The sequence below is a fragment of the Pseudoalteromonas sp. J010 genome (assembly GCF_003934235.1).
In the GTDB taxonomy this organism is placed as follows: Bacteria; Pseudomonadota; Gammaproteobacteria; order Enterobacterales; family Alteromonadaceae; genus Pseudoalteromonas; species Pseudoalteromonas peptidolytica.
Genome location: NZ_RDBW01000020.1, coordinates 80,238 through 106,575 on the forward strand (window position 1 = coordinate 80,238; position 26,338 = coordinate 106,575).

The following is a 26,338-nucleotide window of genomic DNA, read 5'->3' on the forward strand; positions in this document are numbered from 1 at the left end:
TAATCCATTTAGCTAAAATCACAAAAAGGTGATTTTAGCTAAGTCGATTACGTACCAATACTGAGGAGCTACCATGTTTTACGATCTTGCGCGTCGTTTTATGTTCAACAAAGATGCGGAGTGGGCACACGATTTTGCCCTAGGCAACCTTCGTCGCTTTGCAAATACGCCAATGAGCCTTGCATGGTCTCAATCAGTTCAAGACAAACCAGTTRACTTTTTGGGATTAGAATTTAAAAACCCAGTAGGGCTGGCTGCGGGTCTTGACAAAAATGCTGAGTGTATCGAAGCATTCGCACAAATGGGCTTTGGTTTTATCGAGGTAGGCACTGTTACGCCAAGACCGCAAGCTGGCAACGATAAACCTAGGATCTTTCGTCTACCTGAAGCGAATGCGATTATCAATCGCATGGGATTTAATAACAAGGGTGTTGATTACTTAGTTAACAATGTTAAAGCGGCAAAATACGATGGGATCCTTGGGATCAACATCGGTAAAAATAAAGATACACCGAACGAGCAAGGTAAAGATGACTACATTCACTGTATGAGAAAAGTGTTTGAGCACGCGTCTTATATTACCGTCAATATCTCTTCACCAAATACACCGGGTCTTAGAGATTTGCAATATGGTGAAGCATTAGATGATCTGTTGCAAAGCTTAAAAAATGAACAAATGGATCTGGTAGCTAAGCACAACAAGTCGGTGCCTATGCTGGTTAAGATCGCCCCTGATGTTGATGGTATTCAGCTAGCGCAAATTGCCGAGTCTCTTGTGAACAATCGTATCGATGGTGTTATTGCAACAAATACAACATTAGCTCGTGATGCCGTAGAAAACTTAGAGCATGGAAATGAAGCTGGAGGCCTGTCTGGTCGACCGGTTCGTGAGAAATCAACGCACGTTGTTAGCGAACTAAAGCGTATTACTGAAGGTAAGCTACCCATTATCGGTGTTGGTGGGATCGACAGTGCTGAGTCTGCTAAAGAGAAGTTTGCAGCGGGAGCTGATCTTGTTCAAGTGTATACTGGCTTTATTTACGAGGGACCAGAATTGGTCAAAAGGATCGTTACGTCCTTATAAGGATCGCTCATATAACAAAATGATCGAAAACAAAACGTTATTATAAAAAATTTCATCATTGCGCTTTTCGCGTTATACTCCCACTTACTGGTTATAGTTAATTAGTTTGTGGGAGAGTCGTTTTGCAAGCTTCAAAAGAGTGGCAATGGATACGCTGCGAGAAAAGAAATAGGCTGTTAATTGACTTAGGTGAAGAGCTTCAGCTTTGTACGCCTTTTCGAATTCGACACCTGACCGACGACTCTGCATCAAGCCCGACCTTTAGCCTAAATGAGGCCGAATTTTATCAAAACGTATTCGATTACCTTTGTGGTTTTTCTGTCTGGAGTGAGCCACAATGCTGTCAAATTGCTTTGAATGCAACCGCTGCTAAATTCCACCTTCAGCCAATGCAAGCTAAAAGCTGGTTTTTCAAACCGTACAATGGGTGCGAGCCCGTTAGTGAAGCTGTGGTTTGTTTACGTTCAAAACAAAGCCAAGGCGAGTTTTTGATAATAGAGCATGACGGCAAAGCAAGCCTATGTCTAAGTCTAAGTCAACAATTTATCTTAGATGAAGGAATTGAACTTGAGCAATTTCAAGCAATTAAGGTACTGAATGATAGATTATCTCCCCTAGTTTTATCGAACCTAGTACACCAAAGCGCTTAGCGATATTGAGTTAAGGAATAACACAACGTAATGTCTCGCCCATAAATATACTCTAGCTCCCAATCAAAGTACTTCTCCACAAAGTAGCTATTAGCTTTTATAAAGTCTAATTGACCCGAGCCGTTAGGTTGTATTAACTTGTACCTTAAACCAATTAGACTTAATACTTGCTCAATTTGAAGGAGTAAATCTGACGCTAACCGCGTTAAAAATTTCTTATTTAGATCAGCTAAATAGAAAAATTTATGCCCTGCCTAAATGGATGTAGGTACCTTAGCGATAGCTGGAGGCGGTAGCGGGGTTTTCGACAAGATTTTCTCGCCTCAACATAGACCACTTAATTAAGATAATTGGTGTTAAATCATTGTAGTAATGAATTAAGGGAATAACTATGAACTGTCTTTGCGACAAAACTTTAAAACTGATCTACACCGACATTGAAGGCTATTGCGGTTATCAATGCCCATCTTGTGATGCAGTTTGGCTGCCTCGTAAATTTGTAGAAGCGATTAAACATACCTACCATTTTACATACGCAGGCTTTCTTGCGACCCGAACACCACTCAAACAGAACGCTGTACAATCATGTCCAGACGATGGCCATAAGCTTGTTGCGTATCAGCTCAATAATGCGTCGTTTAGCGAATGTCCGTGTTGTGCCAGTATTTGGTTTGAAGCAGGGGAGTTACAGGCACTGTTGCAAAATTACCAACGCGTTAATAGCAACACGAGTATCTTAGACAAGCTAGATATTTTTAATTTGTTTAACATATTGTCTTAACGAGTTTGAAATTGGCAATAAAAACAGACGGATTGGCTTTGTCTAAAGCTAATTTGCATATAATAACAGTGCTCCTGCTATTTATCGTCTTCAATCAAAGTCAACTAATAACTAACCATAACTTGTGTGTTATACTGCGCTCAGTTGAAATTTAAGGGTATTCAAATTGCAATTTATCGCATTGACATCTATTGGTGTAGAGCAGCTACTGGTAGAAGAATTAACCGAGTTCGGTTTTGAAATTAACAAGCAAACGGTTGGATCTGTAAAGTTCACTGGCACTAATTTAGACGTACAAAAGTTTTGTATGATGACTCGATTTGCAACACGCGTAATGTTGCTGATTGATGACAAGCCAGAAGTAAACGATAAAGACTCGCTGTATAAATTTGTGCGTTTTCAAGCTTGGCAAGACTGGTTTAGTCCTAAGCAAACGTTTGCTGTTGAGTTTAATGGCACCAACAATGCGCTAAAAAATACTCAATTCTCTGGTTTAGTTGTAAAAGACGGTATTGTTGATTACTTTAATGACCTGTTCGAACAGCGCCCCGATGTGGATAAGCAAACACCAGATATTCGCATAATTGCGAAACTGACCAAACAAGGTTGTGCGCTTTATATTGACTTCTCTGGCCCTCGTTTGTCTGACAGAGGCTATCGTGATAAACAAGGTAAAGCACCTATCCGTGAGCACTTAGCCGCAGCGCTTGTGAAGCGCAGTGGTTGGTTGCAAGATACCAATAAACCACTATTTGACCCCTGTTGCGGCTCGGGTACGTTGTTGATTGAAGCGGCATCAATGGCGCTTGGATTACCAGCCAATCCAAACAAGGATTTTGCTTTTAAACGTTTGCCAAGCTTTCGTGAAAGCAAGTTTAGCGAGTTAAAAGCGCAGCTTAACGTATCCCCAGAACAGAAAAACCTATGGTTAATAGGTAGCGATATAGATGAACGTGTACTTGCCATAGCAGAGCGCAATGCCAAGCGAGCTGGACTTGGGTCACATATCAAATTTAAGTTTGAAGATGCCAACCAGCTGAGCCTTGCCGCCAAGCGTCCAGGTACAGTACTCAGTAACTTACCTTACGGTGAGCGCTTAGGTGGAATGGCTGAGATAATCACGCTTTACCGCAATATGGGTATTGCTTTCAAAAAGCATTATAGAGGCTGGGATTTGGCTTTATTGGCCAGTGAAGAGAGCTTGCTAAAAGTACTAAAGCTAGCACGTAAAAAATCATATAAGTTTAAAAATGGCCCGTTAGATGTGCTGTTAAACCTGTATGAAATGAACGATGCGCAGGTACAACAAAATAAACAAAGTAGTGGCTTAAACTTTGAAGGGTCTAGCGCGTTTGGTAACCGCCTAAAGAAAAATGTGCAGAATCTTAAGTCGTGGTTAAAGAAAGAAAACGTAAAGGCTTATCGAGTTTACGATGCGGATATTCCAGAATACAACGTTGCGGTAGATGTTTATAACGATAGTGCGGTGATTTTTGAATATAAGGCGCCGAAAGAAATTGATGATACGGTAGCGCAAAAACGTCTACAGGACGTGATCACACTGACTGCCGAACAGCTTAATATTGATCCGCTTAACATTGCGGTAAAAGTAAGAAAGCGTCAAAAAGGTCAAGAGCAATACAAGGCATTAGACAAGCAAAATCGTACTGAAATAGTAGAAGAATATGGCGCAAAGTTTAAAGTCAATCTATTTGATTACCTTGATACGGGGTTATTTCTAGATCACCGCTTAGCACGTAAATTTATTCAACAACATGCAAAAGATAAGCGGGTATTGAACCTGTTTGCATACACAGGAAGCGCCTCGGTACATGCAGCTGTTGGTGGTGCTAAATCGGTCACTACGGTTGATATGTCGAAAACCTATTTGAAATGGGCGGAAGAGAACTTTGAGCTTAATGGCTTGAAGAATCCTCGTTTCAGATTTGAGCAAGCTGATTGTTTAAAATGGCTCGAGCGAGCAGTTGGTCAATATGATCTTATTTTTTTAGACCCTCCAACATTTTCAAATTCAAAACGAATGTCAGATGCCTTTGATGTACAAAGAGATCACCTAAAATTATTTGGCTGGGTTAAAAAAATATTGGCACCTAATGGCGTACTCTTGTTTTCTAATAACAAGCGTGGCTTTAAAATCGATGAGGTTGGACTCGCGGCCTTGGGGTTAAGTGCTGAAGAGTATTCTACGCAAACTCTATCCCCAGACTTTAAGCGCAACAAACAAATTCATAACAGTTGGTTGATCCGCCATGATTAAGTGCACATTATTTCACACCGAAGGCTGTCATTTGTGTGAAGAAGCATTAGCAATGCTCATTCAGCTATTACCTGAAGCAGAAATTGAATTAATAGATATCGTTGATGACGAAGAAACGATGACGACATATCAATATCGGATTCCCATTATCAAAAAAATCGAAACAGGGCACGAACTTGGCTGGCCCTTTTCTCAACAACAATTACAAGAATTTATAGCATAGTATGGATCTTATTCGAATCGCTAAAGCACAACTGGCTTTTGGCTCGCACCCTATACTCGATCAGGCTGATGCAGTGATTGAGTCAGGGGAGCGTGTTTGTATTGTAGGACGAAACGGTGCAGGTAAGTCTACCTTACTCAAAGTACTCGATGATCAAGTTCAACTTGATGATGGTGAAATAAACCGAGTAGGTGGTCTGAAAGTATCAAGGCTGGAGCAAGACCCTCCAAAAGGGGCAAATGGCTCGGTGTTTGACTACGTTGCTAATGGATTACCCGACGTCGCTGAATTGCTGATTGAATTTCACGAAATTAGTGAGAAGCTGCAAACTAACCAGTCTGATAAATTAATGACAACGCTTGAGCGCCTAACGCAAAGATTAGAAAGCGAGGATGCTTGGCGGTTTGAGTCAAGGATCAAGCAAGTACTGAGTCAGTTACAGCTGGATGCTAATATGCGGCTTGAAGAGTTGTCAGGAGGCTGGTTACGCAAGGTCGCACTGGCAAAAGCACTTGTTAGTGATCCTGATTTATTACTCTTAGATGAGCCAACGAACCACCTCGATATGCAGAGTGTTATTTGGCTAGAGCAATTTTTAAAAGAATTTAAAGGCGGAATCGTGTTTATTTCACACGACCGTGCCTTCATTCGCTCTATGGCAACTCGCATCCTAGATTTAGATCGTGGTCAGCTGGTTTCATACCCGGGAAACTACGCACAGTATCTAGAGCAAAAAGCCCATGATTTGAAAGTTGAAGAACAGCAAAATGCGCTATTTGATAAAAAGCTAGCGGAAGAAGAAGCTTGGATCCGTCAAGGGATCAAAGCTCGACGTACACGTAATGAAGGACGTGTGCGAGCCCTCAAAGCATTACGTGTGGAGCGTAAGCAACGTATCGAGCAACAAGGTAAAACAGACTTTAACATCGAGACTGCTGAGCGCTCAGGTAAGTTGGTGTTTGAAGCTAAGCATCTGAACAAAGCGTTCCAACAAAAAGTCATTGTAAAGGACTTTTCTACTTTGGTTATGCGTGGCGATCGTATTGGATTGGTTGGGCCTAATGGTGCTGGTAAAACCACGTTATTGAAAATGTTATTTGGTGATATTTCATCAGATTCTGGTTCAGTAAAACAAGGGGTTAACCTAGAAGTTGCATACTTTGATCAATACCGCGAAAAGCTAGACGAGGAAGCGACTGTTCAAGATAATGTTGCCGAAGGCAAACAAGAAGTCATGATGGGAGGACGCTCACGCCATGTACTTGGTTATCTTCAAGACTTCTTGTTTCCTCCAGCTCGAGCAAGAACGCCAGTAAAGGCGTTATCAGGCGGAGAAAAGAACCGCTTATTACTTGCGAAGCTTTTCTTAAAGCCTTCTAACATCATAGTGCTGGATGAACCAACCAACGATTTGGATATTGAAACACTGGAACTTCTCGAAGAAATTTTAAATCAATATCAAGGTACTGTTTTGGTGGTAAGTCACGACCGAGAGTTTATTGACAATACTTGTGGCAGTGTGTGGGCTTTTGAAGGCGAAGGTCAAGTGACTGAAATAGTTGGTGGTTATAGCGATTTTGAGCTGTATCAGCAAAAGCGCGACCAACAAAGAAAAGATGCCCAAAAAGTTGACCAAGAAAAACAACAGACCGCGCCGCTCAAAAAGGCGCCAGCTACGACTCGAGCAAACAAGCTGAGTTACAAATTAAAACTTGAATTAGAGTCATTGCCCAGTAAAGTAGAGGAACTTGAAGAGGCAGTGAATAAACAACAAGCGCTGGTCAGTGATCCTGACTTCTTTAAACAAGATCAGCAAACCACCCACGAGGCATTGAACCAATTGACTGAACTAGAGTCGAAGCTGGAAGCCGCGTTTGAGCGCTGGGAAGAATTAGAAGCATTACAGAATCAGCAGTAAGGATTAAGATGAAATTTAAACTTTTAGCCGCGAGTATCGCTGTTGCCATTTCACAACAAGCGGTCGCTGCAACATATCAGTTAACAGAACTACCAAGACACGCAAACAGTAAATATACCAATGTATCGGACGCGAATGAGGCGGGTGAAGTTATTGGTCAAGCATCAAACTTATTTGGTGTAAAAATTGATGTATCTTATATTGATTTTGACGATTCAAACTTAAAAAACTATTACGACAACGCGAAGCAGCAGTACGAGCAAATTGATGAGCCCATCACGTTTACACTAGATGATATTCAAAATAACAATGCTGCAAATACCAATGCACAAGCGCATGCGTTTATGTTGTCTTACATCACGTCGGCGAGTCGTTCAGCATCATTGGAGTATCAGCAGGTTAACCGCTCTATTTCGCTTATGTTTAACAATAATACAGCAGAAGAGTTTGTTGTATTTGATGAGCAATCACCGGATTATCAAGGGTTAACTCGCTCTGTAAGCAATTATTTAACCGGTATTGCAGATGACGGCACGATTGTTGGGTGGGGCTCTGCGCCTTACAAAAAGATCACCTTCACCAAAGAAGGTGAAACAGAAGTAGATACCTACTTTGTCCGGGATTGGCGTAATAAGGGTGTTCTAATTACGCCAGCCGGTGAAAAAATTGCTTTAGAACCTGCATTTGCTGAGCATGGCGGCTTGTCTTTAGCTACCGACATAAAGCAAACCAATGATGGTGGGTATGTGGTAGTTGGACAAAGTTCAACATCGTTATCAAAACGTACGATAGAAAGCATTGAAGATAATTGTGATGGCGTGGACGAACCTGTTGAGGTCTGTATTCAAAGGCTTTCTAATCCATACCATACTCGAGCATACAAGTGGACGTTCGATAATGACTTCAATTTAACCAGTGCAACTGATTTAGGACTGGCTTTTACACCTGATGAAGACAGTGAGATTGCTTATTCAAGTATTGCAATTGCGACCAATGCCAATGGACTGACTGTAGGTGATTCACGTGCACGAAGACAAAGCAATGATGATTTGCTTCCGAATGATCAAGCGGTTTATTTTAAAGAGGGCGAAATTAAGCGTATTAAAGAAGTTGAAAGCTTTTATGAATATAGCCAAGCGATTGATGTAAATGACAATGGCATCATTATTGGTGCTTTTGGTCGGACAGCGAATGGCTCCAAAGAGAATGACTCAACGGGTTTTTATTTCGATACTAATACCTCCGAATTTAAAGAAATGCCGGCATATTTTGAAAACTCAGTAACCGTAGTTAATGATATTAATAACAATGGTTTTGTTGTTGGTCAGGGGGTTGTTGAAAAGTCAGGCTCTAGCCGACGACGTGAAGCATTCTTATATGAAATTGGTGCAGATAAGTTGGTGAATATCAACTCTCTTCTTCCATGTAAGAGCGATGATTTTCCTTACACTATAGCGGAAGCGGTTAAAATCACCGATGATAATAAAATCTACGCTGTTGCAACGAAAACTGTTGAAAGACGTAACACCTTAGGCGAGATAGAAAAAGACAGTAAGGGTGAAATAGAATATGAGTCAGTCACCTTACCGGTTGTATTAACTCCTATCTCTGGTGAGCCTGAAACTTGTACTCCACCTGAAGCTGAAACTTATGAGCGTCAGTCAGCAAGTTGGTCTTGGCTTAGTTTGCTAGCTCTACCTTTGGTTGCGCTGAGAAGAAGACGTAAATAAAGCTGGTACTAGCCAATAAAAAAAGCCCTGAAGGGCTTTTTTTATATTTAACACTAATGTAGCGAAGTTCTTGTCTATACTCTATGTAGCTATTCTAAATAAGAAACTTTTAACGCAGCTAGTATTAAGATCTGGTGGTATGAGATTAATCAATCTTGTCCACGGTTTTGCCAAGCTTTATTGACTGAGCGTCGCCATAAATAATCAATACCAAAAAAGCCAATAACTGCAGCGATGCTCGCACAGATTAACGAGCCGACGATAAAAGCAGGGCCGATGGTCGTTAGGCTTTGTGCAAGCCACTCCCAACTTGCTTCAAAATGAAACGGTTGCTGCTCTTGCCCGAGTGCGAATACACCAACCAGATATGAACAGTAAAAAATGGGTGGCATGGTTAAGGGATTGGTGATCCATACTAATGCAATAGATAAGGGTAAGTTAACGCGAAAAGGGATTGCGAGGGCTGCAGCAAGCACCATTTGAAAAGGAACAGGGATGAAAGCGAAAAATAACCCCACTGAAAAAGCTCCTCTTGCCGAGCGCCGGTTGAGGTGCCATAAGTTAGCATCATGTAATAATTTACCGAAGATTTTTAATGATTTCTGTTGTTTGATTTTATTATGATCAGGTAAAAAGCGTTGGATCGTTTTTTTCGCCATTTGCAGCTGCCGTCTACTTGGATTCTGATATGTTTTGGAATAATCCTAGGGAGCTTCTGCGCAGTATTTTTTCTTGATAACTGGCGCGTGGCCGCAACAAGCTTATTCCTCTACTTCATGGGGCGTTATTCTAAGCCTTTTTCTCAGATATTGGCAGGATTTATTTTAGGGATTTCTGTAGTTCTTTGTCATTATGTCGTTTTTTATAAATTACATATACCACAACAATGGCTCAGCGGCCCCGTTATGATTGTTGGAGAGGTGATTGAGGCCTCAAATACGCCCAGTGGTGGCGCTGTTGTAATTGATATGCAAAAAATTGCCTCTGAAGACATTGACAGCTGGCGAAGTGTTCGCGCTAAGCTTTATCAGAATGACTCCAACATTGTATTTAGTATCGGTGATAAAGTTGAGGTATTAGTAAAGCTTAAACGATTTCGTAGTCGAATTAATATCGGACTTTTTAATGCTGAGCTCAATGCTTTCAGAAAGCATCATTATTTTAAAGGCAATATCTTACGTATACAGCAAATAGAGAGTCGTCCAGATTGGCGAACATTGTATCGCCAACATATCGCCAGTGAGTTACAAGGTACAGAATATGGTTGGTTTTATTATATTCTACTGACTGGTGACACTAGTAAAGCGACATTTGATAACAAACGGCAGTTCAGACAACTCGGGCTGAGTCATTTACTGGCAATTTCAGGTTTACACATTGGTATTGTTTTTGGCTTAGCTTTTTTATCATTAAAAATGCTGTTCTATTGTAGTCCCATCACCATTTCACAACACACCAACCTGCATCAAATATGCTTAATTTTTGCGGTGTTATTATGCGCCGGATATGTGTTTGTATGCGGCTATAGCGTCTCAGCGGCAAGAGCTTTGGTCATGGCTTCAGCATGGACAGCTTGCTATCTGTTTACGCTTAGGGTGAGTGCCATGCAGATCCTTACGACGGCATTGGTCGTGGTACTGATAATCGACCCATTTGCATTACTTAACCCCGGTTTATATTACTCTTTCTTTGCCGTTGCCATTATCCTTACTTTACTGCCCAAGTCAGGGAGTGGGGTGGTTGGGAAACTGCTTGTCTTAGTTAAACTACAAGTAGCATTATTTGTCTTCCTATTGCCACTTAACCTGTATTTTTTTGCAGGGGTTAGTGTGGTCTCAACCTTCGCGAACCTTATTATCATTCCCTTTATTTCAATAATCGTCTTTCCTGTACTCATACTTCATTTCTGTGTATTTGATTATGTTGATTGGCAACTACCTTTGGATTTGGTGGATACTGTGTTGACAATGGCACTTTTAGGCTTCAAACACCTTCCTGTTGACTGGTTAGCACTTTCAAGTGTATCCGCAGAGTTACTAATTTGTACTTATCTGAGCGTCTTGCTCTTTGTTATTTTCAGACATTACTTGAGTGTACTACCGTTATTCTTTTATCTACTGAGCAATCTTACTAAAGTACAACCAAACTGGCAGCTTGATGTGTTTGATGTTGGGCATGGAACGGCCGTGTTAATATCTAAAAACCGAAAAGGTTTGTTATATGATTTAGGTGCAAAATATTTTGGTTACTTCTCAATATTTGAATTTGTAATTAAGCCTTACCTCAGCAACAACCGTATTCAGTTGGATGCCACGATTGTCAGTCACGATGATGGCGACCACAATGGCGGACTTGATGATCTGTATGCTTATGATGGTGGACGGTCGTTACTGCAATTTCATAACAATGAGCAACTGCTTGGTTGTAACCTTGGTAAGCATCAGTTTGCAGGACTTGACGTACAAATAATTTGGCCAAGCGAATTGTCTGGCAATGATAATAACAACTCTTGTGTGGTTCGGGTGAGTGACGGACAGTTCTCAGCACTGTTACCGGGAGATATTGAAAAACGAATAGAGGCAAAATTAATTAATGAAGCGCGCGAGTCATTAAAGGCGGATATTTTATTGGTGCCACACCACGGTAGTGCCAGTTCCTCAAGCGAAGCATTTGTTGAGGCTGTTATGCCCAAGTTTGCTGTATTTTCAAGAGCGTTTCATTCGCCATGGAAGATCCCAAATGAGCTAGTGGTTAATAGATACAAGCAAATAGGCGCAACACTTTTAGATACCGCGTTGGATGGACATATTAGAATTTTGATTTTTGACCAAAAAATAGCAATTCAACGAGGCCGACTAGTTGAAAATTACTGGTTTCTCAGATARTCCATTCAGTTTTAGTGATTTGAAAGTTACAATAATGCCATATAGAAAAATTGAGGCTGGCAATGCAACCAACCGATAAGCAAATCTACGCTAGATTATTTAGTTACGTAAAAGACTTTAAACTTGCAGCCATATTTTCTATCATTGGAATGATAGGGTATGCAGCAATGGATGCCTCATTCGTTGCACTGATGGATCCATTTATAGACGACGGGTTGACTGCTGGAAACCGAGAAGTGCTTAAACTCGCCCCGTTTGTTGTGATTGCTCTGGTGGTAGGCCGTGGCATATTTAATTATATGGCTTCTTATTGCTTGTCTTATGTTGGTTCACAAGTCGTACGCAGCTTGCGACAGCAATTGTTTGAACATATGTTGTACTTACCGGTATCTTTTCATGATCAACATTCTAATGGTGAGCTGATTTCTAAGATCACTTTTGATACGGAGCAGGTGCAGCAGGCCGTGACTAAGGCGTTGCAAGTCTTGATAAGAGAGGGGGCATTTGTCTTTTTTCTGCTGATCACTATGTTTTATGCCAGCTGGCAGTTGTCGCTTATTTTTCTAGTTGTTGTGCCAATCGTTGCTGTTATTGTCACCATTGTTTCAAAACGTTTTAAAAAAATATCGAAGAGTATTCAAGATGCTATGGGCGAAGTGACAAAGAGCTCAGAGCAAATGATGTCTGGTCACAAGGTGATCCATGGTTTTGGTGGCCAAGATAAAACCATTTCGCACTTTGCCAAAGTGAATAATCATAACCGCCAACAACGAGTAAAAATGGATGCAACCAAGGCATTGAGTGTGTCGGTTATCCAAATCATTGCAGCAAGTGCTATGGCCGTTATCCTTGCTATTATCGCCATGCCTTCTATGGTGGATAAGATTTCATCAGGCACCTTTGTAACGCTCATTACCTCAATGATGATGATGCTTCGCCCACTCAAGCAGCTCGCTAATGTCAACAGCGATTTACAACGAGGTATATCGGCAGCAAAAAGTGTTTTTGCCGTGATTGATTTAGAGCAAGAAAAGGACACTGGCACGCAGCCTTTGGTGCGTGCAAACGGTGATATTAAAATACAGAATCTGACTTTCACCTATCCGTCTAAAAATGATCCAGTCATTACCGCATTAAACTTAGATATAAAGGCGGGACAAAGCATTGCTTTTGTTGGCCGAAGTGGTTCTGGCAAATCTACAATTTCAAATTTATTGCCACGTTATTATGATATTGACTCCGGGAGTATTGAGCTTGATGGGGTTGATATCAGTGACTACAAGCTGGCGGATTTACGTGCACAATTCTCAATTGTATCTCAGCAAGTGGTACTATTTAACGATACTATCGCTAATAATATTATGTATTCACTCGAACGTCCGTTATCGGATGAAGCGCTAGAGCGTGTGGCAAAGCAAGCCCATGTTTGGGAGTTTGTTAAGGATTTACCAGAAGGCTTGAACACTCTAGTTGGAGAAAACGGAGTGATGCTTTCAGGTGGTCAGCGCCAACGTATTGCAATTGCTCGTGCAATTGTAAAAGACGCGCCGATTTTAATATTGGATGAAGCTACATCAGCATTAGACACCGAATCAGAGCGCTTAATTCAGCAAGCCCTAGAAGAGTTAATGCACGACAAGACCAGTATTGTTATTGCCCATCGCCTATCGACAATCGAGCATTGCGACCAAATATACGTATTAGATAAAGGTAAAGTTATTGAGCAAGGAGAACACCAACAGCTCGTTGCCCAGCAGGGGGTGTATCACGCACTTTGTAAGATGCAATTTGGTGAACAATAAATGGCGTCAAGAATCGAACAAAGCTGGTATAAAAAGCCTGGGCTACTGACTTTATTACTACTGCCGCTGGCATTATTGTTTGGCCTAATAAGTGCTGTGCGAAAAAAGCTTTATACACTTGGTGTAACTAAACAATACAACGCGTCAGTGCCAGTTATTATTGTGGGCAATATTAGTGTCGGAGGAAATGGTAAAACACCGTTTGTACTTTGGTTGGTTCCTTTTCTTGAGCGGCTTGGTTTGAAAGTGGGGATAATCAGCAGAGGGTATGGTGCAAATCCTCCTACTACGCCATTTTTGGTGACCAAAGACACGCCAACAGAGCAAGGCGGTGATGAGCCTTGTTTGCTTGCTCAAAGATTAGCTTGTCCTGTGATGATAGGCGCTGACCGACAAAAGAGTATTGAATCATTACTACAACACCATAATATTGATATTATTGTCAGTGATGACGGATTACAACACTACAAACTGGCGCGAGATATAGAGTTTTGTATTGTAGATGCCGAACGTAAATTTGGTAACGGTTATTGGATCCCAGCAGGTCCACTTAGGGAGCTACCTAGTAGAACGAAAACCGTCGACTTAACAGTTTATAACGGTGGCTCAGAAGCATTTTCATATGCTTTAGAGGGTACCGGGTTTTTCCATGTCACAGACAATTCGCTGTCAAATGAAGCACACACTGAAGGTGTATCTGTATGTGCTATCGGCAATCCAAAAAGGTTTGAGCATACACTACGAAAGAAGGGCATTGACCTAACTCATTGTCTACATTTTGCTGATCATCACCCTTATCAACCGTCGGACTTTTCACCGTTTGGTGGTGATGCTATTTTTATGACAGAGAAAGATGCGGTAAAGTGTCGCACCTTTGCAAAAGATAATTGGTATTACTTGAGAGTGGATGCCAAACCAACACAAGCGCTTGAAAAAGCAATACTCGAATTACTTAAAGATAAAGGGATCCATCATGGCCTTTGATACCAAATTACTAGAAATAATTGCCTGTCCTGTGTGTAAAGGTAAATTAAGATATGACAAAGAAAACCAAGAGCTCATTAGCACCGCGGCTAAACTTGCTTATCCAATAAAAGAAGATATTCCGGTGTTGCTAGAAAATGAAGCGCGAGAGCTAAGCAGTGATGAGGTTGAGCAGTGGAATTCGTAGTCATTATTCCTGCTCGATATGCGTCTAGTCGATTACCAGGTAAACCCCTAGCTGATATAGCAGGCAAACCCATGATCCAGCACGTGTATGAGCAAGCGTGTCAATCCGGTGCTACAGCAGTTTATATTGCAACCGATCACAGCGCGGTGTTTGATGCAGCAAAAGGATTTACTGATAACGTACTTATGACTAAAGATGATCATCAATCTGGGACTGAGCGATTAGCTGAAGTTGTAGAGCTGCTTGAACTTGATGAGCAAACTTTAGTGGTGAATGTACAAGGGGACGAACCGCTGCTAGAGCCTGAAAATATCGCGCAAGTAGCTACTTTATTACATCATTCCGATGCACCAATGGCGACATTGTGTGTTGATATTGATGATGTAGAAGAAGTGCTGAATCCAAACGCAGTAAAAGTGGTGTCGGATATTCATGAAAACGCGCTATATTTTTCACGCGCGTCCATTCCATTTCAGCGTGATAGCATGTTAAAGCTCGACAAAAATAATGTTCCTGTAAATCATTTTAATCGCCATGTAGGGATATATGCCTACCGTGCGGGCTTTATTAAAACCTATTTGTCGCTCAGTGTTTCACCACTAGAGTTACAAGAGTCGCTGGAACAGCTACGTGTGTTATATCATGGCTATAAAATCAAAGTTGCTAAGGCGATAAAGCCTGTGCACGGTGGCGTTGATACACCTGAAGATTTGCAGCGTGTCCAAGAGATACTAAATGGATAAGCTTAAGCTGATTGCTGATGAGGCGGATTATATCGTAGCCTATAAGCCGTGTGGGGTTAACTTCCACAGTGAAGAAGGCCCTGGCTTTGTATCGCTACTAAATACGCAACTAGGCTATCAACTATTTCCAGTCCACCGCTTAGATAAGGTAACATCAGGCCTTATTTTACTGGCTAAATCGAGCCAAGCGGCAAAGCAGCTTACAGAGATGTTCACGTCGCGGAAAATAGATAAATATTATCTTGCAATGATTAAAGCCAAGCCCAAAAAAAAGCAAGGTTGGATAAAGGGTGATATGGCTAAGTCTCGGCGTGGTACATTTAAGTTGTTGAAAACCAAGCTAAACCCAGCTATAACTCGTTTTTATTCTCACTCCGTTGGCGTTAATTTACGTGGATGTATTATTAAACCATTTTCAGGTAAAACGCATCAGATCCGCGTTGCACTGAAAAGTATTGGTGCACCGATCCTAGGCGATCTTGCGTATGGTGGGGAATCTGCGGACAGAACATATTTACACGCCTTTTGTTTGGAGTTTGAGTGGCATGGTAAGCCGGTGAGCTACCAAGCTTGTCCTCCAGAAGAAGGCGCATTTACTCACCTTTTAACACATGAAATATTTGCAAATTGGCAAAAGCCAAGTCAATTAGAGTGGTAACATGACTGATTCAAATACAGAACTTAGGTTTGGCGGTATTGCTCGTCTATACGGTAACGCAGAGTTAGAAGCATTAAGCAAGGCACACTTTTGTGTTATTGGTATTGGTGGTGTTGGCAGTTGGGCTGTTGAAGCGCTAGTTCGAACTGGGGTAGGCAAGATAACGCTTATTGATATGGATGATATTTGTATCACTAATGTTAATCGCCAGCTGCATGCTCATAGTGAAAGTATCGGGATGCAGAAAATTGAGGCGATGCGGGATCGTTGTATTGCGATTAATCCAGCTTGCGAGGTCATCCTTATTGATGACTTCCTGATGTTAGATAATATTAGAAGCTACATCCAAGATTTTGATTATGTTATTGACTGTATTGATGCTGTTAAAGAAAAGGCGGCGTTAATCGCCCATTGTAAACGCAATAAAATACCCGTGATCACCACAGGTGGTGCAGGTGGACAGACCGATCCAAGTCAGATCCAATACTCAGACGTTGCAAAGACTACGCATGACCCATTACTAGCAAAAGTTCGTTATATTCTCAGAAAGCAATATAACTTTAGCGATAATCCAAAACGCAAGTTTGGCGTAGATTGTGTCTATTCAACCGAGCAGCTGGTTTATCCAAGTAGCGATGGCACCGTATGTAAAGCCAAGCAGCAAGCTGAAGGTGGAAAAAATATGGACTGTGCCACAGGGTTTGGCTCAGCCACGATGGTAACGGGGAGTTTCGGTTTCTTTGCGGCCTCTAAAGCGATACGAAAGTATCTAGATAAGCAAAGCAGAAGTAGCAAGTAAGTGTGCTCATATGAGCACCTTGAACGCTTATGTTGTTAACTGTCCGCAGCTCAGGTTAGTATTACGCTAACCTATTTGCTTGCATCTGGATCTGGTCGACAATCGCCCGTATACCATTGCCTCTTGAAGGGCTTAAATGGCTGATTAATCCTAAGGACTCAAAAAGCGTATAAGCACTAAATTGGCTTGCCTGTTCCGGTGTTTTCCCTGCATATGCTGCGATGATAATTGCAAGTAATCCTTTCACGATACGCGTATCTGAGTCTGCAATAAGCACAAGCTGTTGTGCACTTTCGTCTAAGTCGACGTATAACCACACTTTACTATCACAGCCCGATACTAATGCGGATCCAACTTTTAATGCCTCTGGAAGCTCAGGAAGTTGTTTACCAAAAAGCATTATTTCTCGGTACTTGGCTTGCCAGCCATGACTTTCTGATAACTTTTTTGTGATATTTTCAATATTCATCGTTTAATCTAGTAATTCAATTGTGGCTTTTAAGGCATTAATAAAATGCTCGACATCATCTTCGTTATTGTAAAATGCTAAACTTGCTCGCACTGTTCCATTGACATTAAGCATGTTCATCAACGGTTGAGCACAATGATGTCCGCTTCTGACGGCGACACCATAGGTGTTGAGTAGTGTAGCAAGGTCATAGTGATGCTCATTTTTGTAATTAAAACTGACAATCCCCACGTTGTTCTGCGTGTCACCATACACGGTTACGCCTTTAATTTGGTTTAACTGTTGTAAAAGGGACTGATAGAGGGCTCGTTCGTAGCGCTGAAGTGCCGACGGGCTAATGTTGTTCAAGTAATCAACCGCAGCGGCCAATCCTATGACGCCAGAGATATTAGGCGTGCCAGGTTCAAATTTACCAGGAGCATCACGATAAGTGGAGTGTGCAAACGTTACCTCTTGGATCATTTCTCCTCCCGTTTTATATACGGGCAGGGTATTGAGCAAATTATATCGACCATATAATCCTCCAACACCTGTAGGCCCCAACGCCTTGTGAGCAGAAAAAACATAAAAGTCGCAATCCAATGCTACCAAATCAGGCCGCAAGTGCATAAAAGACTGTGCGCCATCTATGACTGTCTTCGTACCAAGCGTTTTACAAGCTTTTATAAGAGATTCGATGGGGTGTATATTACCAAGCGCATTAGAAGCATGTCCTATCGATAAGATATCTGGTTTGTGTGTTTGCAATAGCGAGATAGCACCCGCTTCATCAAGCACACCATTTTCAAGCATAGGCAACACTAACAACTGTGCGCCGGTACGCTTACATGCTTCTTGCCAAGGCACGATGTTAGCATGATGCTCAAATGGGCTGATCGCTATTTTACTGTTTTCATTTAATGCTTGGCTGAGGCCATGAGCCAAAAAGTTTAGTGATTCTGTGGCACCACTGGTCCAGACAATTTCTTTTGCAGAAACATTTAAAAATTTGGCGATAGTTTCACGTGCGGCTTCATATCGATTTGTCGCGTTTTCACTCAGTGTATGTAAACCTCTGTGTACATTTGAATTCTCAGCTTGATAAAAAGTTTTGATGACATCAATAACTTTGTTCGGTTTTTGTGCAGTTGCAGCTGAGTCGAGATAGCAAAGCGGCTGCCCATTTAGTGATTTGCCTAAAATAGGGAAGTCGTCGCGCAGAGAATGTATATCAGTCATAACGTACCTGAGTTAATTTGGCAGCGGGATTTTAGCTAATAACTGTTCATAGTTAAACAAAAAAGGCCGCATTAAGCGGCCTTTTGCAATAAAACGTCAGTATTATCTGTCGTTTTGTGATTTATAGTCGCGTGCTGTGTAGCCTTTGTAAAGCTGACGTGGACGACCAATCTTATGACCTGGCTGAGAAAGCATTTCGTTCCAATGTGAAATCCACCCGACAGTACGAGACATCGCGAAGATAACAGTGAACATACTTGTTGGAATACCAATTGCCTTAAGAATGATACCAGAGTAGAAGTCTACGTTAGGGTATAGTTTCTTCTCGATGAAGTACGGGTCTTCCAATGCAATTTGTTCAAGTTTCATTGCCACATCAAGCAATGGATCTTGAATGTTAAGCTCTTTAAGCACTTCATGACACGTTTGACGCATTACTGTTGCACGTGGGTCAAAGTTTTTATAAACGCGGTGACCAAAGCCCATTAGACGGAACGGGTCGTTCTTGTCTTTTGCTTTAGCAACATACTCGTCAATACGGTCAACAGAGCCGATTTCTTCAAGCATCGTTAAGCAAGCTTCGTTTGCGCCGCCGTGTGCAGGGCCCCAAAGTGATGCAATACCAGCTGCAATACATGCGTATGGGTTTGCACCTGAAGAACCTGCTAAACGTACTGTCGACGTTGACGCGTTTTGTTCATGATCCGCGTGAAGCATGAAAATACGGTCCATTGCTTTAGCAAGTACCGGGCTTACGTTGTAATCTTCCGCTGGCACAGAGAACATCATGTGCAGGAAGTTTTCAGCGTAGCTTAAGTCGTTGCGCGGATACACGAACGGCTGGCCAACGTTGTATTTGTATGCCATTGCAGCGATAGTTGGCAGTTTTGCAACCAACTTAACCGCACAACGCATGCGTTGATCTTCATCAGAAATATCAAGGTCTGAATGATAAAACGATGATAATGCACCAACAACACCACACAGCATAGCCATTGGGTGAGCGTCTACACGGAAGCCTTGGAAAAACGCAGCAATTTTCTCGTGCATCATGGTGTTGCGAGTGATCTCATCTGAGAACTCTGCTAGTTGTGCTTCGCTTGGTAACTCACCGTTAAGTAGTAAGTAGCAAAGTTCAATATAGTTAGAATTTTCAGCAAGTTGCTCAATAGGGTAACCGCGGTGAAGCAGTACTCCTTTGGCACCGTCAATGTAAGTGATAGACGAGTCACAAGAGGCAGTCGACATAAATCCTGGGTCATACGTAAATAGCCCGTGAGCGCCTAATGAACGAACGTCAACTACGTCTTGACCAGCTGTACCTTCGTAGATTGGTAACTCAATCGGATCGTGACCATCAATATGGACTGTGGCTTTTTTATCTGCCATCTATTTGTCTCCTATTTAATAACAATATTCTGATTGTTATGTTGTGATACTAATGTTAAGCAAATTCAGATCATTCTAACTTATAACCTAGGCTAAAAGTCAATTTTTATGTGATTTATGCATAAATGTATAATAAATATTCTATTGCGATTAAATATTAGACCATTCGCTAATTCGCAAGCGTCTCTATCTAAACAAGAATTGTAAAAGGCCGCGTAGCCTTATATACTGTCAACGGTTTTATACCGTATCGTCTGTGGGTAAACCTATTTTTACATCAATTTTTTACACTCCAGTGAACTTTTTGGTGTCCTAATTGGTTTATCTAGAGTGTGCCATCTACATTTGCAATATGTAGGTGGGTTTCATAAAAACAAGTAGATGAGCTCCTTTGTGGGCAAAGATGGGCAAGTAACTGTGAAAAAGCAAAGACCTGTAAATCTAGATCTTACGACTATATCTATGCCACCAACGGCTAAAGCGTCGATCCTTCATCGTGTAACCGGTGTTGCGTTTTTCTTCGCTTTAACCTTTGTGATTTGGGCTTGGTCTGAATCTCTTTCTTCTCCTGAAGGCTTCGAGTTTGTAAAAGAACTGATGTCTGGCTTTATTGCGAAATTCATCGCATGGGGCACCCTAACTGTATTGTCTTACCACATTATCGGTGGTATCCGTCACATGATTCAGGATATGGGACATTGGGAAGAATTAGAATCAGGCAACAATAGCGCGAAGATTGCATTAGCACTTTGGGTTATCGTAGCAATTTTAGCTGGAGTATGGATATGGTCTTAAATCAAGCGACATTGAAGCGTGATGGCGTACAAGACTACGTATCATTGCGCGCGACTGCGTTAATTATCCTAGCTTATGCGGTATTCATCGTAGGCTATCTGTTAATCACACCTGAACTTACTTATGAAGCATGGTCAGGGTTGTTCTCAAACTTGGCTGTGAAAGCAGCAACCATGATCACGCTAGTATGTATTATGGTACATACACGTATTGGTTTATGGCAGGTTCTAACTGACTATGTTAAGAACTCAACAACCCGCTCTATCCTTAGCTTTGTATTAAACCTTATGGCGCTAGCTTACGTAGCTATTGGCCTGTTTGTTCTGTGGGGTGTTTAAGTGAAATATAACGTACGCGAATTTGACGCAGTTGTAGTTGGTGCAGGTGGCGCGGGTATGCGCGCGGCACTTGCTATTTCAGAATCAGGTAAAACTTGTGCTCTTATTTCAAAAGTTTTCCCAACTCGTTCTCACACAGTGTCTGCACAAGGTGGTATCACTGTTGCGCTAGGTAACTCGCATGAGGATAACTGGGAATGGCACATGTACGATACGGTGAAAGGGTCAGACTACATTGGTGACCAAGATGCCATCGAATACATGACTAAAACAGGTCCTGAAGCTATCACTGAGTTAGAGAATATGGGTTTACCTTTCTCTCGTTTTGAAAATGGTCGCGTATATCAGCGTCCTTTCGGTGGTCAGTCTAAGAATTTCGGTGGTGAACAGGCTGCACGTACAGCGGCTGCGGCCGACCGTACTGGTCATGCACTGCTACATTGCTTATATCAGCAAAACGTGAAAAACAAAACCAACGTGTTCTCAGAGTGGTACGCGCTTGATTTAGTTAAAAATGATAAAGGCGACGTCGTCGGTGTTACCGCAATTGACATTGAGAGCGGCGAAGTCGTTTATTTCAAGTCTAAAGCGGTTGTGTTGGCAACGGGTGGTGCAGGTCGTATCTACGCATCGACTACTAACGCACACATCAACACGGGCGACGGCGTAGGTATGGCTGTTCGTGCTGGCATTTCAATGCAAGACATGGAAATGTGGCAGTTCCACCCGACCGGTATTGCTGGCGCTGGTACACTAGTGACTGAAGGTTGTCGTGGTGAAGGTGGTTACCTTCTGAACAAAGACGGTGAACGCTTCATGGAGCGTTACGCGCCTAACGCCAAAGACCTTGCTGGTCGTGACGTTGTTGCACGTGCAATGATGACTGAAATTCGTGAAGGCCGTGGCTGTGAAGGCCCATGGGGTACGCACATTAAGCTTAAGCTTGATCACCTAGGTGAGGAAATGCTTAACCTTCGTCTTCCTGGTGTTTGTGACTTATCAAAGACATTTGCACACGTTGATCCTGCGAAAGAACCTATTCCGGTTATCCCAACTTGTCACTATATGATGGGTGGTGTACCGACAAACGTTAATGGTCAGGTGCTTAGCGTAAGTGAAAATGGCGATGAGCGTATTGTAGAAGGTTTATTCGCAGTAGGTGAAATTGCATGTGTATCTGTACATGGTGCAAACCGCCTAGGTGGTAACTCACTACTTGACCTTGTTGTATTTGGTCGTGCAGCTGGTAACTTCTTAGGTACTTACTTGAATGACTTTGAGTCTACAGGTGATGCGTCTAAAGATGACGTTGATAATGCGTTTGCACGTTTCAATCGCTGGGAGTCGTCAGAGGTCGGTAAAGGTGAAGACCCAGTACAAATTAAGAAAGACTTGCAAGAGTGTATGCAGCTTAACTTCTCAGTATTCAGAGAAGGCGACGCAATGGCAGAAGGACTTAAAGAGCTTAAAGAAATCCGCGAGCGTCTTAAGTTTGCACGCCTTGATGATAAGTCATCAGAGTTCAACACGCAGCGTATCGAATGCTTAGAGCTTGATAACTTGATGGAAACAGCATACTCAACAGCAGTAGCTGCTAATTTCCGTACTGAAAGTCGTGGTGCTCACTCTCGCTTTGACTTCCCAGAGCGTGATGATGAAAATTGGTTGTGCCACTCAGTTCATCATCCGGAATCTGATTCGATGACTAAGCGTAAGGTTAACTTTGCGCCTACGACTCGTGAAGCGTTCCCACCAAAAGCACGTACATACTAGGAGTTCAGCGATGGCTACTTTAGAATTATCAGTTTATCGTTATAACCCTGATGAAGATTCAGCACCACGTATGCAAGACTACACTCTAGAAGTAGAGGAAGGTCGTGACATGATGGTGTTGGATGCTCTGATGCAGTTAAAAGAGCAAGATCCAACTTTATCTTTCCGCCGTTCATGTCGTGAGGGCGTTTGTGGCTCTGACGGTGTAAACATGAACGGTAAGAACGGCCTCGCCTGTATTACCCCAATTTCTGCAGTGCAGAAAGGTGGTAAGGGCAAGATCGTTATTCGTCCATTACCGGGGTTACCAGTAATTCGTGACCTAGTAATTGATATGAGTCAGTTCTATACGCAATACGAGAAGGTTAAGCCTTTCTTGATCAACGACAAGCCAACTGGTGGTGAAGAACGTCTTCAGTCTATTGAAGACCGCGAAAAACTAGATGGCTTGTATGAATGTATTCTTTGTGCATGTTGTTCAACGTCTTGTCCTTCTTTCTGGTGGAACCCAGACAAGTTCATCGGTCCTGCGGGTCTTTTACATGCTTATCGTTTCTTGGCTGATAGCCGTGATACAGCAACAGAAGAGCGCCTTGCAGATCTTGATGACGCGTTCAGCGTATTCCGCTGTCACAGTATTATGAACTGTGTTAGCGTATGTCCTAAAGGTCTTAATCCAACTAAGGCAATTGGACAAATTAAATCAATGTTGTTAAACCGCTCGGTATAACACATACTACTAGCTAAGATGGCAAGCAATCGCTTGCCATCTTGTTTTCGTTTGAGTTTCTGCGCTAGATAAAAGGGCTAATAGATGCACGAAGGTGTGATGAAGGCATGGCTAGAATCTTCGCATTTGTACGGCGGCAACGTTGCGTACGTAGAAGATCTATATGAGGCGTATCTAGATGATGCAGCTTCAGTGCCAGAAGAATGGCGAGAGGTGTTTGATCAACTACCTAAAGTTGATGGTGTGGATGTTGATACAAAACATTCCGAAGTAAGAGCGCAATTTGCGGAACTTGCAAAAAACAAACACAGAGAAGTCGTGGTATCAACAGAGGGTTCTGCTGACGCCAAGCAAGTTAAAGTTCTGCAGTTAATAAATGCATTTCGTTTTAGGGGTCACCAAAACGCGAACCTAGATCCACTTGGGATTTGGGAGCGAGAACGCGTTCGCGATTTAGACCCCGCTTTTCATGATTTAACTGACGCAGATCTAGAAAAAGAATTTAACGTCGGCTCTTTTGCATGTGGCAAAGAGACGATGAAGCTAAAAGACTTGTACGCTGCACTAAAAGCGACATACTGTGGCTCTGTCGGTGCAGAGTACATGCACATCACGTCTACCGAAGAAAAACGTTGGTTACAGCAGCGTTTAGAATCGACCTTCGCTAAGCCACAATTCGACAAAGAAACCAAATTAAGAATCTACAAAGGCCTTACTGCCGCTGATGGTTTAGAGAAATACTTGGGTGCAAAATTTCCAGGTGCAAAACGTTTCTCTTTAGAAGGTGGTGATTCTTTAGTACCTATGCTGAAAGAATTAATTCACCGTGCAGGTGAGAGCGGTCAGCAAGAAGCTGTTATTGGTATGGCACACCGTGGTCGCCTTAACGTATTGGTTAACGTATTGGGTAAAAACCCACAAGAACTATTTGATGAGTTTGCTGGTAAATACGGTGAACATGCAGGTTCTGGTGATGTTAAATACCACATGGGCTTCTCGTCAGACTTTGGTACAAAAGGCGGCAATGTCCACATGGCATTGGCGTTTAACCCATCTCACCTTGAGATTGTGAACCCTGTTGTTATGGGGTCTGTACGAGCTCGTCTTGACCGATTAAATTGCCAAAGCGGATCGAAGGCTCTACCTATTACGATCCATGGTGATTCAGCGATCGCTGGACAAGGTGTTGTTCAAGAAACTTTCAACTTGTCGCAAACGCGTGCATACGGTGTCGGTGGTTCAATTCGTATTGTTGTGAACAACCAAGTTGGCTTCACGACGTCAAAGCGTGAAGATACACGTTCAACAGAATACTGTACTGACATTGCGAAGATGGTTCAAGCACCTATCTTCCATGTTAACGCTGACGACCCAGAAGCGGTTGCATTCGTTACACAAGTGGCACTTGATTTCCGTAACAAGTTCAAGCGTGACGTAGTGATTGACTTAGTTTGTTACCGTCGTCACGGTCACAATGAAGCGGACGAGCCAAATGCAACACAGCCGCTGATGTATCAAAAGATCAAAAAGCACCCAGTACCTCGCCAGCTATATGCTGAGCAGCTTGTACGTGAAGGTGTGTTCTCTGAAGAAGATGCAAAACAAATTTCTGAAGACTACCGTAACGGCTTAGATAAAGGTGTGTGTGTAGTAGAAGAAATTCAAAAAGAAACTAAGCATTCTTCGGATTGGTCTAAATATGTCGGTCATGACTGGGACGCGCCATATGAGCCAAAAGTTGAGTTAGAAAAACTCAAAGCGCTCGGTGAGAAGATTGTCAATTACCCAGAAACGCATAAAGCACAATCGCGTGTGAAAAAGATATACGACGATCGTAAATTAATGGCGAAGGGCGAAAAGCTATTAGATTGGGGTATGGCAGAGACGTTAGCTTATGCAACGTTAGTTGACGAAGGTACTGATGTTCGTTTAACGGGTCAAGACTCTGGTCGTGGTACATTTTTCCACCGTCATGCTGTCGTGCATAACCAACAAGATGCCACTACTTATCTTCCGCTACAAAACGTACGTGAAGGTCAGGGCGTATTTGAGGTTTATGACTCGGTGCTTTCTGAAGAAGCGGTACTTGCATTTGAATATGGTTATGCCACAGCAGAACCAACGTCATTGGTACTGTGGGAAGCACAGTTCGGTGACTTTGCAAATGGCGCTCAAGTCGTATTCGACCAGTTCCTAAGCTCAGGTGAGCAAAAGTGGGGACGTTTATGCGGTCTAACACTACTTCTACCTCATGGTTATGAAGGTCAAGGCCCAGAGCACAGTTCATCACGTCTAGAGCGTTATTTACAGCTATGTGCTGACCACAATATGCAAGTATGTGTGCCGTCAACACCAGCACAAGTTTATGCAATGTTGCGCCGCCAATCGGTACGTCCATTGCGTCGTCCTTTGATTGTGATGACACCTAAATCACTACTACGTCATCCGTTAGCTGTGTCTAGTTTAGAAGAGCTTTCAGAAGGCGTGTTTAATAACATGATCGACGAGATTGATGATATCAATCCAGAAAATGTTGAGCGTGTCGTATTCTGTAGCGGTAAAGTGTACTACGAACTTTTACAAGAACGTCGTAAACAAGAGTTAAACAACGTTGCTATTGTTCGTGTTGAACAGCTATATCCGTTCCCTCACAAAGAAATGGACGAGATCATGGCTCGCTACCAGCACGTGAAAGATTTTGTTTGGTGTCAAGAAGAGCCACAAAACCAAGGTGCGTGGTATTGTTCACAGCATCATTTCTGGGAAGCTATTCCATCTGGCGCTAATTTAACTTACGCAGGTCGCAAGGCCTCAGCTGCTCCAGCATGTGGATACATGTCTACACATACTAAAGAACAAAACGCGTTAATTGCTGACGCTTTAACAATCAAGAAATAAGGAATA

At 42.3% G+C, this 26,338-nt stretch carries 23 protein-coding genes; 19 read left to right on the top strand and 4 right to left on the bottom strand.

Annotated elements, in window-relative coordinates; all coding sequences use genetic code 11:
* Nucleotides 1–73: 73 nt before the first annotated feature.
* From pyrD to EAG18_RS12580, 7 genes are all read left to right on the top strand, one after another.
* A complete protein-coding gene (gene pyrD, locus EAG18_RS12550) occupies nucleotides 74–1,084 on the top strand; it encodes a quinone-dependent dihydroorotate dehydrogenase (protein WP_125252727.1) in 1,011 nt (336 codons plus the stop codon).
* Between the two features lie 122 nt (nucleotides 1,085–1,206).
* Nucleotides 1,207–1,734: a cell division protein ZapC domain-containing protein gene (locus EAG18_RS12555; protein ID WP_125252728.1), complete on the top strand. Its 528-nt coding sequence runs from the start codon at nucleotides 1,207–1,209 to the stop codon at nucleotides 1,732–1,734.
* 391 nt (nucleotides 1,735–2,125) lie between these two features.
* Nucleotides 2,126–2,515, top strand: a complete 390-nt coding sequence (locus tag EAG18_RS12560) for a zf-TFIIB domain-containing protein (RefSeq protein ID WP_125252729.1) — start codon at nucleotides 2,126–2,128, stop codon at nucleotides 2,513–2,515.
* A 166-nt stretch (nucleotides 2,516–2,681) separates the two neighbouring features.
* The gene (gene rlmKL, locus EAG18_RS12565; protein WP_125252730.1) at nucleotides 2,682–4,793 is read left to right on the top strand and encodes a bifunctional 23S rRNA (guanine(2069)-N(7))-methyltransferase RlmK/23S rRNA (guanine(2445)-N(2))-methyltransferase RlmL; all 2,112 of its coding nucleotides are present in this window, start codon (nucleotides 2,682–2,684) and stop codon (nucleotides 4,791–4,793) included.
* Nucleotides 4,786–5,016 (top strand): glutaredoxin family protein, encoded by a 231-nt coding sequence (locus EAG18_RS12570; RefSeq protein ID WP_125252731.1) that lies wholly within the window; start codon nucleotides 4,786–4,788, stop codon nucleotides 5,014–5,016. Before rlmKL ends, EAG18_RS12570 begins: the two co-directional genes overlap by 8 nt.
* A gap of 1 nt (nucleotide 5,017) precedes the next feature.
* The gene (locus EAG18_RS12575) at nucleotides 5,018–6,934 is read left to right on the top strand and encodes an ABC transporter ATP-binding protein (protein ID WP_125252732.1); all 1,917 of its coding nucleotides are present in this window, start codon (nucleotides 5,018–5,020) and stop codon (nucleotides 6,932–6,934) included.
* Nucleotides 6,935–6,942: 8 nt separating this feature from the next.
* Nucleotides 6,943–8,664, top strand: a complete 1,722-nt coding sequence (locus tag EAG18_RS12580) for a DUF3466 family protein (protein ID WP_125252733.1) — start codon at nucleotides 6,943–6,945, stop codon at nucleotides 8,662–8,664.
* Nucleotides 8,665–8,813: 149 nt separating this feature from the next.
* Here the strand turns inward: EAG18_RS12580 and EAG18_RS12585 are convergent, their stop codons facing one another.
* Nucleotides 8,814–9,323 (bottom strand): DUF2062 domain-containing protein, encoded by a 510-nt coding sequence (locus EAG18_RS12585; protein ID WP_125252734.1) that lies wholly within the window; start codon nucleotides 9,321–9,323, stop codon nucleotides 8,814–8,816.
* Here EAG18_RS12585 and EAG18_RS12590 point away from each other — a divergent pair, their 5' ends adjacent.
* The 7 genes from EAG18_RS12590 to tcdA all read left to right on the top strand — a co-directional run bounded on the left by EAG18_RS12590 (nucleotide 9,324) and on the right by tcdA (nucleotide 16,722).
* Complete coding sequence (locus EAG18_RS12590) at nucleotides 9,324–11,549, top strand: DNA internalization-related competence protein ComEC/Rec2 (RefSeq protein WP_343327577.1); 2,226 nt, start codon at nucleotides 9,324–9,326, stop codon at nucleotides 11,547–11,549.
* 62 nt (nucleotides 11,550–11,611) lie between these two features.
* Nucleotides 11,612–13,351 carry a lipid A export permease/ATP-binding protein MsbA gene (gene msbA / locus EAG18_RS12595; RefSeq protein ID WP_125252735.1) on the top strand — a complete coding sequence of 580 codons (1,740 nt, stop codon included), beginning with the start codon at nucleotides 11,612–11,614 and terminating at the stop codon, nucleotides 13,349–13,351.
* Nucleotides 13,352–14,335, top strand: coding sequence for a tetraacyldisaccharide 4'-kinase (gene lpxK, locus EAG18_RS12600; protein ID WP_125252736.1), 984 nt, complete (start codon nucleotides 13,352–13,354; stop codon nucleotides 14,333–14,335).
* Nucleotides 14,325–14,522, top strand: coding sequence for a Trm112 family protein (locus tag EAG18_RS12605; protein ID WP_125252737.1), 198 nt, complete (start codon nucleotides 14,325–14,327; stop codon nucleotides 14,520–14,522). Before lpxK ends, EAG18_RS12605 begins: the two co-directional genes overlap by 11 nt.
* A complete protein-coding gene (kdsB, locus tag EAG18_RS12610) occupies nucleotides 14,510–15,265 on the top strand; it encodes a 3-deoxy-manno-octulosonate cytidylyltransferase (protein ID WP_125252738.1) in 756 nt (251 codons plus the stop codon). The genes EAG18_RS12605 and kdsB overlap by 13 nt, the downstream gene beginning before the upstream one ends.
* Complete coding sequence (locus EAG18_RS12615) at nucleotides 15,258–15,923, top strand: pseudouridine synthase (RefSeq protein WP_125252739.1); 666 nt, start codon at nucleotides 15,258–15,260, stop codon at nucleotides 15,921–15,923. Before kdsB ends, EAG18_RS12615 begins: the two co-directional genes overlap by 8 nt.
* A 1-nt stretch (nucleotide 15,924) precedes the next feature.
* Nucleotides 15,925–16,722, top strand: coding sequence for a tRNA cyclic N6-threonylcarbamoyladenosine(37) synthase TcdA (gene tcdA / locus EAG18_RS12620; RefSeq protein WP_125252740.1), 798 nt, complete (start codon nucleotides 15,925–15,927; stop codon nucleotides 16,720–16,722).
* Between the two features lie 61 nt (nucleotides 16,723–16,783).
* Here tcdA and EAG18_RS12625 read toward each other — a convergent pair whose 3' ends face one another.
* From EAG18_RS12625 to EAG18_RS12635, 3 genes are all read right to left on the bottom strand, one after another.
* Nucleotides 16,784–17,191, bottom strand: a complete 408-nt coding sequence (locus EAG18_RS12625; protein ID WP_125252741.1) for a SufE family protein — start codon at nucleotides 17,189–17,191, stop codon at nucleotides 16,784–16,786.
* A gap of 3 nt (nucleotides 17,192–17,194) precedes the next feature.
* A complete protein-coding gene (locus EAG18_RS12630; RefSeq protein ID WP_125252742.1) occupies nucleotides 17,195–18,409 on the bottom strand; it encodes a cysteine desulfurase in 1,215 nt (404 codons plus the stop codon).
* Nucleotides 18,410–18,511: 102 nt separating this feature from the next.
* A complete protein-coding gene (locus tag EAG18_RS12635; protein WP_125252743.1) occupies nucleotides 18,512–19,798 on the bottom strand; it encodes a citrate synthase in 1,287 nt (428 codons plus the stop codon).
* 417 nt (nucleotides 19,799–20,215) lie between these two features.
* On the opposite strand from EAG18_RS12635, the gene sdhC reads away from it, so the two are divergent.
* From sdhC to sucA, 5 genes are all read left to right on the top strand, one after another.
* Nucleotides 20,216–20,593 (top strand): succinate dehydrogenase, cytochrome b556 subunit, encoded by a 378-nt coding sequence (sdhC, locus tag EAG18_RS12640; RefSeq protein WP_125252744.1) that lies wholly within the window; start codon nucleotides 20,216–20,218, stop codon nucleotides 20,591–20,593.
* A complete protein-coding gene (gene sdhD, locus EAG18_RS12645) occupies nucleotides 20,584–20,931 on the top strand; it encodes a succinate dehydrogenase, hydrophobic membrane anchor protein (RefSeq protein ID WP_125252745.1) in 348 nt (115 codons plus the stop codon). The genes sdhC and sdhD overlap by 10 nt, the downstream gene beginning before the upstream one ends.
* Entirely contained in the window at nucleotides 20,932–22,704 is a 1,773-nt protein-coding gene (sdhA, locus tag EAG18_RS12650; protein WP_125252746.1) for a succinate dehydrogenase flavoprotein subunit, read from the top strand.
* 10 nt (nucleotides 22,705–22,714) lie between these two features.
* Nucleotides 22,715–23,434, top strand: a complete 720-nt coding sequence (locus tag EAG18_RS12655; protein WP_125252747.1) for a succinate dehydrogenase iron-sulfur subunit — start codon at nucleotides 22,715–22,717, stop codon at nucleotides 23,432–23,434.
* A gap of 84 nt (nucleotides 23,435–23,518) precedes the next feature.
* The gene (sucA, locus tag EAG18_RS12660) at nucleotides 23,519–26,332 is read left to right on the top strand and encodes a 2-oxoglutarate dehydrogenase E1 component (protein ID WP_125252748.1); all 2,814 of its coding nucleotides are present in this window, start codon (nucleotides 23,519–23,521) and stop codon (nucleotides 26,330–26,332) included.
* The last annotated feature ends 6 nt before the right edge of the window (nucleotides 26,333–26,338 follow it).

What these genes read in the sequence shown, in the direction of transcription:
- EAG18_RS12560 (WP_125252729.1), top strand. Translation starts at nt 2,126, where the DNA reads ATGAACTGTCTTTGCGACAAAACTTTAAAACTGATCTACACCGACATT.
- EAG18_RS12570 (WP_125252731.1), top strand. Translation starts at nt 4,786, where the DNA reads ATGATTAAGTGCACATTATTTCACACCGAAGGCTGTCATTTGTGTGAA.
- EAG18_RS12575 (WP_125252732.1), top strand. Translation starts at nt 5,018, where the DNA reads ATGGATCTTATTCGAATCGCTAAAGCACAACTGGCTTTTGGCTCGCAC.
- EAG18_RS12580 (WP_125252733.1), top strand. Translation starts at nt 6,943, where the DNA reads ATGAAATTTAAACTTTTAGCCGCGAGTATCGCTGTTGCCATTTCACAA.
- EAG18_RS12585 (WP_125252734.1), bottom strand. Translation starts at nt 9,323, where the DNA reads ATGGCGAAAAAAACGATCCAACGCTTTTTACCTGATCATAATAAAATC.
- msbA (WP_125252735.1), top strand. Translation starts at nt 11,612, where the DNA reads ATGCAACCAACCGATAAGCAAATCTACGCTAGATTATTTAGTTACGTA.
- lpxK (WP_125252736.1), top strand. Translation starts at nt 13,352, where the DNA reads ATGGCGTCAAGAATCGAACAAAGCTGGTATAAAAAGCCTGGGCTACTG.
- EAG18_RS12605 (WP_125252737.1), top strand. Translation starts at nt 14,325, where the DNA reads ATGGCCTTTGATACCAAATTACTAGAAATAATTGCCTGTCCTGTGTGT.
- EAG18_RS12615 (WP_125252739.1), top strand. Translation starts at nt 15,258, where the DNA reads ATGGATAAGCTTAAGCTGATTGCTGATGAGGCGGATTATATCGTAGCC.
- tcdA (WP_125252740.1), top strand. Translation starts at nt 15,925, where the DNA reads ATGACTGATTCAAATACAGAACTTAGGTTTGGCGGTATTGCTCGTCTA.
- EAG18_RS12625 (WP_125252741.1), bottom strand. Translation starts at nt 17,191, where the DNA reads ATGAATATTGAAAATATCACAAAAAAGTTATCAGAAAGTCATGGCTGG.
- EAG18_RS12630 (WP_125252742.1), bottom strand. Translation starts at nt 18,409, where the DNA reads ATGACTGATATACATTCTCTGCGCGACGACTTCCCTATTTTAGGCAAA.
- EAG18_RS12635 (WP_125252743.1), bottom strand. Translation starts at nt 19,798, where the DNA reads ATGGCAGATAAAAAAGCCACAGTCCATATTGATGGTCACGATCCGATT.
- sdhD (WP_125252745.1), top strand. Translation starts at nt 20,584, where the DNA reads ATGGTCTTAAATCAAGCGACATTGAAGCGTGATGGCGTACAAGACTAC.
- EAG18_RS12655 (WP_125252747.1), top strand. Translation starts at nt 22,715, where the DNA reads ATGGCTACTTTAGAATTATCAGTTTATCGTTATAACCCTGATGAAGAT.
- sucA (WP_125252748.1), top strand. Translation starts at nt 23,519, where the DNA reads ATGCACGAAGGTGTGATGAAGGCATGGCTAGAATCTTCGCATTTGTAC.